This is a genomic window from Pseudomonas sp. 14P_8.1_Bac3 (assembly GCF_025466085.1).
In the GTDB taxonomy this organism is placed as follows: Bacteria; Pseudomonadota; Gammaproteobacteria; order Pseudomonadales; family Pseudomonadaceae; genus Aquipseudomonas.
Genome location: NZ_JANLOD010000032.1, coordinates 64,547 through 79,151, shown reverse-complemented (window position 1 = coordinate 79,151; position 14,605 = coordinate 64,547). Strand labels below are relative to the sequence as shown.

The window sequence follows — 14,605 nt, the reverse complement described above, 5'->3', positions numbered from 1 at the left end:
ATTGGATTTTGCCGTATGAAAAAGGCGCCTCGAAAGGCGCCTTTTTCATTTAGACATGCTCACCGCTTTTCGCGTGCACCGCCTTCGCCTCGCCATGCCCATGGTCCGTCTCCACCACCGGGATTTCTTTCCCGTCGCAATCATGCAGCTTGCCTTCGCTGAAGTAATCCCCTTCACGTAACGCTGCCAGGTCCTGATAACGCAACACACGCTCAGTCCCCGCCGCGAATACCGACTGCTGGTCCGAATTGCCGGCGGTGAGGTGGTTGAAGGTCAGGTTAAGGACGATGGCCATGATAGCCGAGGAGCTGATGCCCGAGTGGAATATGGTCGCGAACCAGCTTGGGAAGTGGTCGTAGAAATTCGGTGCCGCGATGGGGATCATGCCGAAACCGATGGAGGTGGCGACGATGATCAGGTTGACGTTGTTACGGTAATCAACCTTGGACAAGGTGCGAATGCCGCTGGCCGCCACGGTGCCGAACAACACGATCCCGGCACCACCGAGCACGGAAGTCGGCACCGCGGCGATGACCCGGCCCATGAAGGGCAGCAGGCCAAGGATCACCAGGAATACGCCGCCAGTGGCCACCACGAAGCGGCTTTTGATTCCGGTCACTGCCACCAGCCCGACGTTCTGGGCGAACGCGCTTTGGGTGAAAGAGCCGAAGATCGGCGCGATCATGCTCGACAGCATGTCGGCACGCAGGCCGTTGCCCAGGCGCTTGGAGTCGACCTTGGTGCCGATGATTTCACCGACGGCCAGGATGTCTGCCGACGTTTCCACCAGCGTCACCATGACCACGATGCACATCGACAGGATCGCGGCGAAATGGAAGGTCGGCATGCCGAAGTGGAACGGGGTCGGGAAGCCGAACATCGGGCCCTGGGTGACGGATGAAAAGTCCGCCATGCCGAGGAACACCGCGATGATCGTGCCGATGACCATCGCCAGCAGGATCGACAAGCGGGAGATGGTCGCGCTGCCGATCTTGCTCAACAACAGCACCAGCACCAGCGTCACCGCCGCCAGACCGATGTTCGCCATGCTGCCGAAATCCGGCGCATGGCTGTTGCCGCCCATGGCCCAACGCGCGGCCACCGGCATCAGCGTCAAGCCGATGGTGGTGATTACGATGCCCGTGACCAGCGGCGGGAAGAATTTGGTTATTCGTGAGAACACCGGGGTGATCAGCAAACCGATCAGTGACGCGGCAATCACCGCCCCCAGAATCGATTGAAAGCCGCCCTCCCCGCCACTGCTGACAATCGCCACCATGGTCGCGACGCCGGAGAACGACACACCCTGCACCAGCGGCAACTGACAACCGAAAAACGGTAGACCGAGGGTCTGCAGCAACGTCGCCAAGCCCCCCGCAAACAATGAAGCAGCAATCAACAAACCGATGTCCGCCGGCGAGAGCCCGGCCGCCTGGCCGATGATCAGAGGTACCGCGACAATGCCGCCGTACATGGTCAGAACATGTTGCAGGCCGTAAGCCATATTCGCGCCGACACCGAGGTTTTCATCCTCAGGCCGTTGGTGTGAAACAGGGGGCGTTTTCATGATTGGGGGGTTCCCTGGTTTTTGTTATGCGCACACTGTATGCAATAGTCAGGACAAATGTCTATAGAGTTGTATACAACTTGTCAGTCAGATTATGGACACCCATCCATTTCCATCCTCCTTCCCCCCTCGAATCCCCAGCAAAGCTTCGATGGGCGTAATCAAAAACGCCCATGAGCCGGCGATTGCGGCCTACTAGGCGAACTCGATCAAGCACCCAAGTACCCGCCGCAGCTGTTCGTGCTCAGGCACCCGAATACCGAACTCACTCCCCAGCAATTCAACCAGCTCGTCTACGCTCGTGACCTGTCGCCGCTGGCTCTCGCCGCCCACCCAGTGGATTGCAAAGCTGCCGTTGTTCAGCGTGCGCCGCCAGCCCTCCCCTGTCCGCGCCACCATCAATTGCTTGGCAAAAGAGGCGTCGGGATGGGTCGAGACGTACCAGTTGCCGACCGCGTAATCGATGTCTTCCTGACGTTGCAGGTCGAAGATGTACATCGCTCGCCACTCACCGGCGACATTGGCGCGCAGGGTGTAGCCATCGGCGTGCTGCTCGATACGATAGGGCTCGTGAGGCGTGGGTTGTTCGTCCGAGGTGTCGAGCAGCAGGGGCGCGGTAGGAACCATGCCACCGAAGCCCACATCGGTGATGTAGGGCACGCCTTTGAGGGTAACGAGGCTCAGGCGGTGTGTTCGGGCAGTCCACGCGCCTTCGGGCTGCCCCAGGACCACGCGGCCGGAGATGCCGCGGGCGGCGAAGCCCAGCGCCTGGAGCAAAGCCAGGAACAGGTTGTTGAGTTCGTAGCAGTATCCCCCACGCCCATCGTGCAGGACTTTTTGTTCGATGGAGGGCAAATCGATGCGAACAGGTTCGCCGGACAAGGTGCTGAGGTTTTCGAACGGAAAAGCTCCGGTGTGGCGCAGTTGTAGCCGGCGCAGGGTTTCCAGGGTGGGCTTGGGTGGCGCATCGAAACCCAGGCGTTGCAGGTACAGCGCAAGATTGCTCAGGCGGGGCTCGCTCATGGCTGGTTCCTTATGCACAGGGCCGTGGATGGACGCCCTGTATAAGACAAAAACAGCCCGCAACGACAATTGATTTCGCCAATTGTCGTGTGAACAATCAGCGGCGCTTGCGCGAACTCAGCTGAATCCACGCCGGCGCATGATCGCTCGCGTGCGGCTCGTTGCGCACCCACGCATCGACACCGGCCTCTTGCAAGTAAGGACTCAGCGCTGGATTGAGCAACAAGTGATCGATGCGCAGTCCGGAATTTTTCTGCCAGTGCTGCCGGAAATAGTCCCAGAAGGTGTAGAGCCGATCCTCGGGATACAAATGACGCAGGGAGTCGGTCCAGCCTTGGTCCAGTAGCCGCTGATAACACTCGCGGCTTTCCGGTTGCAGCAGCGCATCCTTGAGCCAGGAACGCGGGTTGTAGATATCCATGTCGGTCGGCACCACGTTGTAATCGCCGGCCAACACCACGGGGTGTTCGCTTTTCTGCAGGTCCCTGGCATAGGCGATCAGCCGTTCGAACCAGGCCAGTTTGTAGTCGAACTTAGGCCCCGGCTGCGGATTGCCGTTGGGCAGGTACAAGCAGCCCACCAGGATGCCGTGCACGGCAGCCTCCAGATAACGGCTGTGGGTATCGCTGTCATCGCCCGGCAGGCCACGCCGACTTTCCAGCGGTTGCGCATCCCGCGCCAGGATTGCCACCCCGTTCCACGACGACTGCCCCTGCCAGATCGCACCGTAGCCGGCCGCCTCCAGCTCCGCAGCCGGAAATGCACTGTCCACCGACTTGAGTTCCTGCAAGCAGGCGATGTCCGGTTTCTCCCGCTCCAGCCAGGCCAGCAGGTTGGGCAGCCGGGCGCGCATGCCGTTGACGTTGAACGTGGCGATCCGCAAATTCTTCATGGGCCTGCGCTCCGGACAAGTGTGTTGAGTGTGTGACCCCGAAGCCTCCCGGTGGTTGCGTCGGCTACTGCAAGTGCGTCGTAATAGGGCACCTGACACCCCGCCTGAGCCGCCGAGAAAAAAGACATCATGGACACCACCCTCAAGGGCAACCGAATCAGCCTGCGCCCGCTGCAATACAGCGATGCCGACGCATTGGTCCACGCTGCCACCGACGGCGAACTGTGGAACCTGACCGTCACCGTCGTGCCCTCCCCGACCACTGTCGACAGCTACCTGAAAAAAGCCCTCGACGGACGCGACGCCGGGACGGTCCTGCCCTTTGCCATCGTGCTCAACGATACGGGCGAAGTCATCGGTTCAACGCGGTTCTGGAAAATTGACCGGCTCAACCGCAAGCTCGAAATCGGCAGCAGCTGGATCTCGGCGCGCTGGCAAAAAACCTTCGTCAACACCGAAGCCAAATACCTGATGCTGTGCCATGCCTTCGACAGACTGGACTGCGTGCGCGTGCAATTCACCACCGACGAAAACAACCAGAAATCACGCAGTGCGATCCTCAGGCTCGGGGCGCAGCAGGAAGGCATCGTGCGCCACGAGCGGATCATGCCGGATGGCCGCAAGCGCAACTCGGTGCGCTTCAGCATCATTGATGAGGAATGGCCGTCGGTACGGCAGAGTCTCGAACAAAAGCTTGCGGACCTTCGCTAACCGGCGCTGACCGCTCGTCATCCAATCGGCACCAATCAGCCGCCGTTCCACACCAACATCAGGTACCGACTCATCTTTGGAGACGCACCATGATGAACATCAAAATCACTTCACTGTTGCTGGCAAGTCTGTTGGCGGCCTCTGCCACCGCGATCGCCGCCACCGGCGACGGCGCTGACGCCTCTGGCACCAAATCCGGCTCGACAGGCGGCTCGACGATGGCGCCCAACAACAACCCCGGCACACCGACCGGTGGCCAAAGTGGCAGTAGCGGCACCAGCGGTTCGGGCTCCTCGAACAGCAGCTCCGGCAGCATGGGCGGAGCAGGCGGCGGCAGCGGCTCAGGTGCGGGTGGCGGCACCGGAGCGGCAGGTGGCGGGACCGGGGGTGCCGGTGGCGGAACAGGCAGCTGAACGCATAAAAGCGATCCGTGAAGTGCAATCACCGGTCGCTTAATGATCAGTGTTTAAGTCGCCCTAACGATCGGAGCGCATCAATTCGCCGACGCCGCTTTCCATCGACAACACGGCTGAACGGTTGCGCCCCGAACGCTTGGCCTGATACAGCGCAGCGTCCGCGCGGCCTATGAAGACTTCCGTGCTGTCCAGTCGGGTCGGGACGAACGCATAGCAGCCGAGGCTGACGGTGACAAAACCGTTGGGAGAGCCGCTGTGATTGATGTGCCTGGCCATGACGCTGCGGCGGATCTGTTCGGCGATCACCAGCGCGCCATGAATATCGGTGTCCGGCAACAACACCGCGAACTCTTCGCCGCCATAGCGCACCGCCAGATCGACAGGGCGATGACAGCAACCCTTCACCGCCCTCGCCACTTCCGTCAGGCAATGGTCACCCACCACGTGCCCGTAAGCGTCGTTGTATCGTTTGAAGTAGTCGATATCGAGCATGATCAGCCCCAGCGAACTGGACTGGCGAATGCCACGACCGAACTCGATCTCCAGCGCCTGCTCGAACAGGCGGCGATTGGCCAGCCCGGTCAGGCTGTCGTGGGTGGCGATCAGCTTCAACGCTTCCTTGGCCTTGCGCAAATCCTTCTCGACCCGTTCGCCCAGACGCACCTGCCGCACGAACACCCAGCCGAACAAGCCCACGCCCAGCACCACCAGCGCGACGATGACGCTGGACTGGAACGCGGTGTCGTACCACCCCTTGAGAATCGATTCCCGCGACGACGCCGCGGACACCACCACCGGATATGCATCGAGTTGCCGGTAACCGTACAAGCGCACGGTGCCATCGAGTACCGAACCGATCATGGCGTTGCCGGACATCGCACCGGCCAGGTGCTTGCTGAAGATCTCGCCCTTGGCCAGCGACCGGCCAATCTGCGCCTCGACAAACGGCCGTCGCGCCAGCAACGTCCCGTCGGTCAGCGCGAGAAACATCGAGCCGTCATCGTCGAGACTGAAGCTTTTAAAAAACTGATCGAAGTAGGACATTTTGATCCCGGCCAACAAAACGCCCTGGAAATGGCCATCCTTGTCGTTCACCCGCTTGGAAACCGGGATGATCCACTCGTCATTCTTGCGGCTGCGAATCGCCGGCCCGATGTGCGCCACGGAGGACACGTTCTGCTGGTGAAACAGGAAGTATTCGCGGTCCGCCACGCCCGGACCACGAGGCATGTCATCGAATGAGGTGGCGACCCATTGCCCCTTCTGATCGAACAGGAAAATGCCGTGCAGCTGGCTCAGCGCCTGCACCCGTCGGGCGAATGTCTTTTGTAGCCGTGGTATCTGCTCGGGGCCGAAACCGTCGGCCTGAATCCAGTCCGTCAGGCTGGTCAGCACCAGATCGGCTTTCATGAACGTGTCTTCAGCCTGCTGTGCCATGGCCCGCGTCAGGTTCGAGGACGCGACCTCGGCCACCGCCAGATCGTGCCGGCGCGATTGCTCCAGTTGCAGGTACAGCAAACCGCACAGGCACAGACACACCACCACAATAAACAGCACCGCGGCCTTGCGCAGGGGCAGCCGTTTCAATGCGGCACCACTGGCGTGGCGCGGGTCGTCGTGGGAGATAGGCAAACGCTCGTCCTGCAAGGGTAAGGCATGGGCGAAGGCCCAAAACCCTTAAAGCCTGCGAGCTTAGTCTACGAGCTGGTACGGGGCAATTGTCCGCTGGACAGGTGTCGCATGGCATTGTGCCAGGCATACCAACAGGATGGACGCGCCGAACTTTAATGAAGTCATGCCACACCTTCCTTGTAAGCACCGGAGAATTTCCGGTAAATCAAAGGTTAGGCGAAGCCATTTATCTACCCTGGCGCAAGCGCCGAACGGCTGACGTCGTCCTGTGCGCCCTTGATCTAATGCTGGCCAGTCCCCGTGGAAGCCGTCGCGGCATGTAAATTCAGCACCGGTATCTGCGCGGGCCGGTTCAACGCCTTCAGTACTGGCGCATCGTAGCCGTACACATCCGGTTTAAACGCCACGCGCCCGTCACTGCCCAGATCGACAGTCCAATAAGCCAGTAACACAGGCACTTTCACCGGAAGGCGAATGTTTTCGGTCTTGCCATTCGCCAGCTGTTTCTGAATACCGGCGCTGTTCCATTTAACCGGGTCGTTGAACAACAGCTCCACCAGTTGCAGAGGGTTCTCAACGCGGATGCAACCCGAGCTGGTCGCTCGGACAGTCTTGGCGAACAGCTCGCGATGCGGCGTGTCGTGCAGGTAAATCGCGTAGTCGTTGGGGAAGCGGATCACCACTTGACCCAGTGAACTCTCAGGCCCGGCGTCCTGACGCAGACTGATCCCGCGCGGGTTGGTCCAGTCCACGGTCGATGGGTTCAGCTCGTTGCCCTCGCGATCGATCACGCGAATGCGGTTAGCGGCCAGATAACCGGGATTGCTCTGGATTTTCGGCAGCACGTCTTCCTTGAGGATTGTTGGCGGCACGGTCCAGGTCGGGTTGAACGTGATGTAGGTAATCTGCGCCTGGAAAATCGGCGTATTGCGAGCAGTCTTGCCGACCTGCACCCGGGAGCGCCAGATCGGTTGACCATCGCGGTACATAGCGACTTTGTAGCCGGCGATATCGACAATAACAAACGTGCCTTGCAGTTTATAAAGCAGCCAGCGCGCCCGTTCCATGTTGACCCGGACCTGGTCGATGCGCGCGTCAACCGGCACATTCAACGCCTCCAGCGTGGTCGCCCCCGCCATGCCGTCAGCGCCAAGGTACTGCTCGGTCTGATACTTTTTCACCGCTGCGGTGACGGCACCGTCGTATTTGGTGCCATGGATCAAACGCGGGTCAAGGAAACCTGCCGCAACCATTCTCGCGCGTAATTGCGCCACGGCCGGTTCGTCCATGCCAGGCTTGAGCGAATGATCTACCACTACTTTTGGCCACCCGCCGCGTTCGCGGATGCCCCGTAGTTGCGCCAGCGCCTGACGCAATCCGCTATACACCGCCTCTTGCGGCGGTGCGATCGCAAAGGCCTTCGCCACGTCGTGGCTGTCGAGCGCCGCGAAAAATGCATTGACGTCGTCGCGGGGGTCGACGCCATTCGCGTCAAAATTCCAATGCATGTCGAGTCGCGACGGATCGACCTTACCCCGCCGCAACTGCAGCAGTGCGGTGATAAAGGTATGGGTCGTTGCCAGATCAAATGCCGCGCGCTGCTCGGGCGTGACCGCAGTGGATTGCATCGCGGCCTGGGACTGCACCAGCTCGTCAATGTGAAAATCCGCCGGGTTCAAACCGTCCACGTCGGTCGCGTTGAGGCTGGCGATCAATTGTGCGACATCGCTGTCACTGGCCCATGCTGCGCGATAAGCGCGATGGGTATAGAAGTCCATGACCAAACGGCTGACGTCGACGCGCCGGTTACGTGGAGCCGTCAACAGTGGCGGAAACGCAGTTTTCAGCGGTTCGAGCGATGCCTGGATGGCTTGACCGACATTATCCTCCGCTGCCGCATCCATAACGGAACTAGGTGCAGTTACCTGCTCAATCGGCGAAGTTTCTGCAAGCGCAGTGCCGCTGATCAGAAAGCCCATAAAAAAAACGCGGCTTATGACGAATAACCTTGTTAAACGCACCATGAATAATCCTTAATCTCCCGCATTCAACGCCCGACTTTCAACACGCTGCTAGACTCGAACTTAACATGATGAGACATCTCTATGGCGCTACTACGTTTTGGCTTTCTATTGCCGGGCCTGCTTCTGGCTGCAATGTCCGTACCGTCAGCCTACGCCGATTCGCTTGCGGCCGCCCTCATCAAAGCGGCGCCGAAAGCCAATGCCAGCGTCATCAACCTCGCCGTTCGGGCCTCGCAGTGCAGCATCGCTCAAGGCGCTGCGCCTGTCCAAAGACTTGCGATCATTGACTATTCACTGCCTTCGACCGAGCAACGCCTGTGGGTGTTCGATTTAAAGAAGCGCAAATTGCTGTTTCATGAGCTCGTCGCCCACGGCCGGAATAGCGGCGAAAACATGGCTGTCAATTTTTCCAATCAGAATGAGAGCTTCGCCACCAGCCTCGGGTTGTATCGCACGCAACAGAGTTATGTTGGACAAAACGGTTATTCGCTGCGCATGGAAGGACTCGAGCCAGGTTTCAACGACAACGCGTTTGACCGCGCGATCGTGATTCATGGCGCGCCTTATGTCAGCCCGGTGCTGGCGCGGGCAAACGGCCGGATTGGGCGCAGCCTGGGTTGCCCTGCGGTGCGGCCGGCCATTGCGCACAGGTTGATTGATTCGATGAAAGACGGACAACTGTTGTTTTCTTACTACCCGGATCAGCGTTGGTTGAAGTCGTCCTCGTATATCAATTGCGGCAGCGGGACGGTGGCCGCGGAGGCGAAATCCACACGCAACCGCTGACACCGACTTTCTACGGGCAACGCGTGACCGGATGCCCCGGACTATCTAAACTGCCGAACACGCCAGAAATACCTTTGGCACGCTCGGGAAGACACGCATGGACCTTCAACATCGCAACAACATAAAAGTGATGGGTGACGGTCCGTCGACGCTGATTTTTTCCCATGGCTTTGGTTGCGATCAGACCATGTGGAGTTATCTGTTCAAGAACTTCACCTCACGTTTCCGCGTAGTGATGTATGACCTGGTTGGCGCGGGACAGTCGGACCTGAGCGCCTACGACAAGGCAAAGTACAACTCGCTGGCCGGTTACGCGCAGGACCTCGGTGAAATCATCGATCAATACGCCACCGGCCCGGTGATTCTGGTCGGTCATTCCGTGAGCGCCATGATCGGTGCACTGGCCGATCGCCAGTCTCCCGGCCGCATTGCCGCCCACGTGATGATTGGTCCATCGCCCTGCTACATCGATTCCAATGGTTATGTAGGCGGTTTCACAGGCGAAGACATCCATTCATTGCTCGATACCCTCGACAGCAATTATCTCGGCTGGTCCAGCACCATGGCCCCGGTGATCATGGGTGCCCCGGGGCAACCGGCGCTGGGCGAAGAACTCACCAACAGCTTCTGCCGCACCGAACCGGAGATCGCCAAGCAGTTCGCGCGCGTGACGTTCATGTCGGACAACCGCCGGGACGTTGCCGGACTGACCACGCCGACGTTGATACTGCAATCCACCGACGATCTGATCGCCCCCGTTACCGTGGGCGAATACCTGCACGCGGTACTCCCCAACAGTACGTATCGCCTGGTAGACAACGTCGGCCATTGCCCGCACATGAGCGCCCCGAGCGCTTGCACTGAAGCGATGGACAGTTTCCTGTCAGCGTGGGAAGGCGCGCATGACGACTGATCTTCTGGATCCGCAAACCCTCTTCGAAGAAGCCCCGTGCGGCCTGGTAGTGACGAAAGAGGACGGCACGATCCTGCGCTGTAACCAAACGTTCAGCAGTTGGGTCGGCTTCAGTCAGCAGGAACTGCACGGCCAGCGCTTTCAGAACCTGCTGACCATGGGCGGGCGGATTTTTCATCAGACCCACTGGGCGCCGCTGATGCGCATGCAAGGCTCGGTCGCTGAAGTCAAACTTGACCTTATTCATCAAGACAAACGCATCGTCACCATGCTGCTCAACGGCGTCCGGCGCGAGCACGCCAGCGGTGCATTCAACGAATTGGCACTGTTCGGCACCACCGACCGCGACAAGTACGAACGTGAACTGCTCAACGCCCGAAAAATCGCCGAAGGCCTGCTGCGTGAAAAAACCGCTGCGGAAACCGCTCTCCAGCAGGCGCAGGCTGAACTGAACCTGGCCTACGAAAAAGCCCAGCGCCGCGCTTCGTTTGCCGAGCAGATGGTCGCCATCGTCAGTCACGACCTGAAAAACCCGCTGACCGCGATCAAAATGGCATCGGACATCCTGGCTCGAGGTGAGCGCAGCGCCAAGGAAACCAAACTGCTCAGCCACATCAGCCAGTCAGCAGACCGCGCCGAGCGCATGATTGCCGATCTGCTGGACTTCGCATTGGCCAGGGTTGGAAGCGGCATTGCGATCTCTCCTTCCCCGCAAGATTTGCATGCCTTCGTCAGTCACAGCGTCGACGAGCTGCGCGTTGCATTTCCGAACGCATCGCTGCTGCACAACTCTTCTGGTTCCGGCTCAGCTTTTCTAGATGCCGATCGCGTGCAGCAAATCATCGGCAACCTGGTGGCCAACAGCGTGGCTTACGGCGATTTGAAACAGCCAATCACTGTGACTTCCCGCCTCGAAGACGGACAGGCCGTTGTGTCGGTACATAACCACGGGCCGGTCATCCCGCAGACGCTGATGGCCGTGCTGTTCGAGCCAATGACTCGCGGCACCGAGACTGACAGTGACGTGCGCAGCGTGGGGCTTGGATTGTTCATCGTCCGGGAAATCGCCCTGGCTCATGGCGGCAATGTCTCGGTGAGTTCGAGCCTGGAGGACGGGACGGTGTTCAGGGTTTATTTGCCGTTGGCCAGCGCCTCAATCTAGGCCTTACGCCGACAATCAATCCAAGCCAACAAGGAAGCGGGTTAACGATGAAAACCATGAAACGTTCACTGATGTTTGGCGGCTTGCTCGCTCTTACGTTTGGTGTTCACGCAGAAAACTCGCATCTGGACAGCGTCATCCAGCAAGGACAACTGCGCGTCTGCACCACAGGCGATTACAAGCCGTACACCTTCAAGGCCGAAGACGGCGAATATTCCGGGATCGACATAACGATGGCCCGCTCGCTAGCCGACAGCCTGGGCGTCAAGGTCGACTGGGTGCAGACCACCTGGAAAACCCTCATGCCCGACTTGTTGGCAGGCAAATGCGACATCGGCATGGGCGGGATCTCGGTCACCCTGGAACGGCAGAAAAAAGCCTTCTTCAGCACCACGCTGGACGTCGACGGCAAAGTCCCGCTGGTACGCTGCGAGGATCAGGCGCTGTACCAGACCGTCGAGCAGATCAACCAGCCTTCCGTTCGACTGGTTGAACCGGCCGGCGGCACCAACGAAGCCTTTGTGCACGCCTACCTGCCCAAGGCGCAGCTGCAATTGCACGACAACGTGACTATTTTCCAGGAGTTGCTGGATAAAAAAGCTGACGTAATGATGACCGATGCCTCGGAAGCGCTGTATCAGCAGAAACTGAAACCCGGTTTGTGCGCGGTGAACCCGAGCCAGTTCATGCAGTATGGCGAGAAGGCCTATTTGCTGCCGCGTGATGACATGACGTGGAAGTTGTACGTCGATCAGTGGCTGCACCTGGCCAAGGTAACGGGCAACTACCAAAAGATTCTGGGGCAGTGGATAGCGACCCCGGAAGCCAAATAGCAGTCACCACCCACGGTGCAACGGCAGAAACACCTATGCCGTTGCCCCGAAAACTAATCGTCGTGCAACAACCCTGAACCGTACTCCCCGAAGCTGCTGCCCAGCGCGCTGCCATGGAAATTCATGTTGCCGGGGTGGCTGGCAGGGCCCGGTCCAAAGCCGGCAGACGGCAGCGCGGCTTCCGAATAATTGTCATGGGTGCTCACGCCCGAGCAGGCACTCAGCAGCAATGCGCCGCCGATCAGCACGACTTTGATGAGGTTCGAGATCATGTTTCGGGTTCCTGTGAGCTGAGGACACGGCAATACGAGCTTACGTCGTAATCCTAGGCCTCAGGGTCGACACGAATCATGAAATTTGTCTGAACGACAGGATTGGTTCAGGTAAGGCGCCTTCAGTCCAAAGAGGTTTGTTCGACGACCAGTGAGCCTCATAGCATCCTCTCAAGCCCCCCCCCCTCATCCCTGATAAACTGCGCCCCTTCGCCTTCCTGATTCAGATTCCAATGCCCCAGCACACAGCTTCGCCCTCTCGCCGTTTTTCCGTCGCGCCCATGATGGACTGGACAGACCGCCACTGCCGTTTCTTCCTGCGCCTGCTCTCCAAACACGCCCTCCTCTACACCGAAATGGTCACCACCGGTGCGCTTCTCAACGGCGATCACGAGCGTTTCCTGCGTCACAATGACGCCGAACACCCGCTTGCCCTGCAACTCGGTGGCAGTGTGCCGCTGGACCTGGCTGCCTGCGCGCGCATGGCGCAGGACCATGGTTATGACGAGGTGAATCTGAACGTCGGCTGCCCGAGTGATCGGGTGCAGAACAATATGATCGGTGCCGTGCTGATGGGGCATCCGCAGCTGGTGGCCGATTGCGTGAAGGCGATGCGCGATGCGGTGTCGATTCCGGTGACGGTGAAACATCGGATCGGGATCAACGGGCGGGACAGTTACGAAGCGTTATGTGATTTTGTCGGCACGGTTCGCGATGCCGGGTGCACGAGTTTTACGGTGCATGCGCGGATCGCGATTCTGGAAGGTTTGTCGCCGAAGGAAAACCGCGACATCCCGCCCCTGCGGTATGACGTGGCTGCGCGGTTGAAAGCGGACTTCCCGGAGCTGGAGATCATCCTCAACGGCGGTATCAAGACGCTGGAAGCCTGCCACGAACATTTGCAAACGTTCGATGGCGTAATGCTGGGCCGCGAGGCGTATCACAATCCTTATGTGATGGCCGAGGTGGACCAGCAACTGTTTGGCAGTACCGCACCGATCATCAGCCGCGCCGAGGCATTGGCACAGCTGCGGCCTTATATAGCGGCACATATCGACGCCGGCGGTTCAATGCACCACATCACCCGGCATGTACTGGGGCTGGGCACCGGATTTCCGGGGGCTCGTCGGTTTCGGCAGTTGTTGTCGGTGGATATTCACAAGGCCAAGGAGCCATTGGCGTTGCTGGATCAGGCGGCGGAGTTGCTTGAAGGACGCTAACCGTCACCCGGTTTGAACCTGTGTCCCGATTTGGCATCGTATTTATCAGCACCCCGCCCCGCCATTCAAACAGCTGTTTTCAGGTTGTTGCCGCTGGGGCGATCGATACATACATGCGCCCTTGAGTGGCTGTCAGCGCTCGGGTAATGTCATTAGACCCATAGGACAGAGCACGCCCATGACTTCAAAGCTGGAACAACTCAAGCAAATGACCACCGTGGTTGCCGACACCGGCGACTTCGAAGCGATCGCTCGCGTCAAGCCGGTCGACGCTACCACCAACCCCTCCCTGCTGCTCAAAGCAGCGGCCATCACCGGTTACGCCGAATTGCTGAACGCTTGCGTCAGCGACTGCAAGGGCGATGTGGGCCTGGCCAGCGACCGTTTTGGCGTCGCGGTAGGGCAAGAAATCCTGAAAGTGATCCCGGGTCGCATTTCCACCGAAGTGGATGCGCGCCTGTCGTTCGACACAGATGCCGTCCTGAAGCGTGCGCACCGACTGATCGAGCTGTACGACAAGGCCGGCATTGGCCGTGATCGCGTGCTGATCAAGATCGCGTCCACCTGGGAAGGCATTCGCGCTGCCGAGATCCTTGAAAAAGAAGGCATCCAGACCAACCTGACGCTGCTGTTCTCGTTCGCTCAGGCGGCGGCGTGTGCCGATGCGGGCGTGTTCCTGATTTCGCCGTTCGTGGGCCGGATCTACGACTGGTACAAAAAGGCCAACGGCAACGACTACACCGGCGCGGATGATCCGGGCGTGCAGTCGGTGACGCGCATCTACAACTATTACAAGGCCAATGACTACAAAACCGTGGTCATGGGGGCAAGCTTCCGCAATCTGAATCAGATCGAGCAGTTGGCCGGTTGCGACCGCTTGACCATCAGCCCGGATCTGATCGACAAGCTGGCTGCGGACACCGGCAAGCTGGAGCGCAAATTGGCGCCGGGTCATGCCGGTGAAGCGCGTTTGAGCCTGAACGAAGCGCAGTTCCGTTGGTTGTCCAACGAGGATGCGATGGCGACCGAGAAACTGGCTGAGGGCATTCGTCAGTTTGCCCGGGACCAGGAGAAGCTTGAGGCGCTGTTGCAGGCCAAGCTGTAACGGCTGATCGAAACGCAAAAAGGGCGAACCCTCACAGGTTCGCCCTTTT

At 59.5% G+C, this 14,605-nt stretch carries 14 protein-coding genes; 8 read left to right on the top strand and 6 right to left on the bottom strand.

The annotated features are described in order from the left end of the window. Window positions 1-49: 49 nt before the first annotated feature. The 3 genes from NTD84_RS09750 to NTD84_RS09740 form a co-directional block, all read right to left on the bottom strand. The gene (locus NTD84_RS09750; RefSeq protein WP_262164935.1) at window positions 50-1,567 is read right to left on the bottom strand and encodes a nucleobase:cation symporter-2 family protein; all 1,518 of its coding nucleotides are present in this window, start codon (window positions 1,565-1,567) and stop codon (window positions 50-52) included. A gap of 195 nt (window positions 1,568-1,762) precedes the next feature. Then, on the bottom strand, window positions 1,763-2,590 hold the full coding sequence (locus tag NTD84_RS09745; protein ID WP_262164934.1) for an arylamine N-acetyltransferase family protein: 828 nt from the start codon (window positions 2,588-2,590) through the stop codon (window positions 1,763-1,765). 97 nt (window positions 2,591-2,687) lie between these two features. Next, entirely contained in the window at window positions 2,688-3,482 is a 795-nt protein-coding gene (locus NTD84_RS09740; RefSeq protein ID WP_262164933.1) for an exodeoxyribonuclease III, read from the bottom strand. Between the two features lie 129 nt (window positions 3,483-3,611). On the opposite strand from NTD84_RS09740, the gene NTD84_RS09735 reads away from it, so the two are divergent. After that, the gene (locus tag NTD84_RS09735) at window positions 3,612-4,193 is read left to right on the top strand and encodes a GNAT family N-acetyltransferase (protein ID WP_262164932.1); all 582 of its coding nucleotides are present in this window, start codon (window positions 3,612-3,614) and stop codon (window positions 4,191-4,193) included. Window positions 4,194-4,282: 89 nt separating this feature from the next. Beyond that, window positions 4,283-4,606: a hypothetical protein gene (locus tag NTD84_RS09730; protein WP_262164931.1), complete on the top strand. Its 324-nt coding sequence runs from the start codon at window positions 4,283-4,285 to the stop codon at window positions 4,604-4,606. 63 nt (window positions 4,607-4,669) lie between these two features. Here the strand turns inward: NTD84_RS09730 and NTD84_RS09725 are convergent, their stop codons facing one another. Beyond that, entirely contained in the window at window positions 4,670-6,241 is a 1,572-nt protein-coding gene (locus NTD84_RS09725) for a GGDEF domain-containing protein (protein WP_262164930.1), read from the bottom strand. Window positions 6,242-6,522: 281 nt separating this feature from the next. After that, window positions 6,523-8,265 carry a murein L,D-transpeptidase gene (locus NTD84_RS09720; protein ID WP_262164929.1) on the bottom strand — a complete coding sequence of 581 codons (1,743 nt, stop codon included), beginning with the start codon at window positions 8,263-8,265 and terminating at the stop codon, window positions 6,523-6,525. Between the two features lie 81 nt (window positions 8,266-8,346). Here NTD84_RS09720 and NTD84_RS09715 point away from each other — a divergent pair, with 81 nt between their 5' ends. The 4 genes from NTD84_RS09715 to NTD84_RS09700 all read left to right on the top strand — a co-directional run bounded on the left by NTD84_RS09715 (window position 8,347) and on the right by NTD84_RS09700 (window position 11,959). Continuing rightward, window positions 8,347-9,051, top strand: a complete 705-nt coding sequence (locus tag NTD84_RS09715) for a murein L,D-transpeptidase catalytic domain family protein (RefSeq protein ID WP_262164928.1) — start codon at window positions 8,347-8,349, stop codon at window positions 9,049-9,051. A 97-nt stretch (window positions 9,052-9,148) separates the two neighbouring features. Further along, a complete protein-coding gene (locus tag NTD84_RS09710; protein ID WP_262164927.1) occupies window positions 9,149-9,964 on the top strand; it encodes an alpha/beta fold hydrolase in 816 nt (271 codons plus the stop codon). Beyond that, the gene (locus NTD84_RS09705; RefSeq protein WP_262164926.1) at window positions 9,954-11,126 is read left to right on the top strand and encodes a PAS domain-containing sensor histidine kinase; all 1,173 of its coding nucleotides are present in this window, start codon (window positions 9,954-9,956) and stop codon (window positions 11,124-11,126) included. Before NTD84_RS09710 ends, NTD84_RS09705 begins: the two co-directional genes overlap by 11 nt. Window positions 11,127-11,197: 71 nt before the next feature. Beyond that, window positions 11,198-11,959: a transporter substrate-binding domain-containing protein gene (locus NTD84_RS09700; RefSeq protein ID WP_410017340.1), complete on the top strand. Its 762-nt coding sequence runs from the start codon at window positions 11,198-11,200 to the stop codon at window positions 11,957-11,959. A 53-nt stretch (window positions 11,960-12,012) separates the two neighbouring features. Here the strand turns inward: NTD84_RS09700 and NTD84_RS09695 are convergent, their stop codons facing one another. Continuing rightward, window positions 12,013-12,231 (bottom strand): hypothetical protein, encoded by a 219-nt coding sequence (locus NTD84_RS09695; protein WP_262164924.1) that lies wholly within the window; start codon window positions 12,229-12,231, stop codon window positions 12,013-12,015. Window positions 12,232-12,464: 233 nt separating this feature from the next. Here NTD84_RS09695 and dusA point away from each other — a divergent pair, with 233 nt between their 5' ends. Next, window positions 12,465-13,451 (top strand): tRNA dihydrouridine(20/20a) synthase DusA, encoded by a 987-nt coding sequence (dusA, locus tag NTD84_RS09690; RefSeq protein ID WP_262164923.1) that lies wholly within the window; start codon window positions 12,465-12,467, stop codon window positions 13,449-13,451. Between the two features lie 178 nt (window positions 13,452-13,629). After that, window positions 13,630-14,556 (top strand): transaldolase, encoded by a 927-nt coding sequence (tal, locus tag NTD84_RS09685; RefSeq protein ID WP_262164922.1) that lies wholly within the window; start codon window positions 13,630-13,632, stop codon window positions 14,554-14,556. Window positions 14,557-14,605: the final 49 nt, after the last annotated feature.

Coding starts and splice junctions, on each gene's coding strand:
- NTD84_RS09750 (WP_262164935.1), bottom strand. CDS start 1,567: ATGAAAACGCCCCCTGTTTCACACCAACGGCCTGAGGATGAAAACCTC.
- NTD84_RS09745 (WP_262164934.1), bottom strand. CDS start 2,590: ATGAGCGAGCCCCGCCTGAGCAATCTTGCGCTGTACCTGCAACGCCTG.
- NTD84_RS09740 (WP_262164933.1), bottom strand. CDS start 3,482: ATGAAGAATTTGCGGATCGCCACGTTCAACGTCAACGGCATGCGCGCC.
- NTD84_RS09735 (WP_262164932.1), top strand. CDS start 3,612: ATGGACACCACCCTCAAGGGCAACCGAATCAGCCTGCGCCCGCTGCAA.
- NTD84_RS09730 (WP_262164931.1), top strand. CDS start 4,283: ATGATGAACATCAAAATCACTTCACTGTTGCTGGCAAGTCTGTTGGCG.
- NTD84_RS09720 (WP_262164929.1), bottom strand. CDS start 8,265: ATGGTGCGTTTAACAAGGTTATTCGTCATAAGCCGCGTTTTTTTTATG.
- NTD84_RS09715 (WP_262164928.1), top strand. CDS start 8,347: ATGGCGCTACTACGTTTTGGCTTTCTATTGCCGGGCCTGCTTCTGGCT.
- NTD84_RS09710 (WP_262164927.1), top strand. CDS start 9,149: ATGGACCTTCAACATCGCAACAACATAAAAGTGATGGGTGACGGTCCG.
- NTD84_RS09705 (WP_262164926.1), top strand. CDS start 9,954: ATGACGACTGATCTTCTGGATCCGCAAACCCTCTTCGAAGAAGCCCCG.
- NTD84_RS09700 (WP_410017340.1), top strand. CDS start 11,198: ATGTTTGGCGGCTTGCTCGCTCTTACGTTTGGTGTTCACGCAGAAAAC.
- NTD84_RS09695 (WP_262164924.1), bottom strand. CDS start 12,231: ATGATCTCGAACCTCATCAAAGTCGTGCTGATCGGCGGCGCATTGCTG.
- dusA (WP_262164923.1), top strand. CDS start 12,465: ATGCCCCAGCACACAGCTTCGCCCTCTCGCCGTTTTTCCGTCGCGCCC.
- tal (WP_262164922.1), top strand. CDS start 13,630: ATGACTTCAAAGCTGGAACAACTCAAGCAAATGACCACCGTGGTTGCC.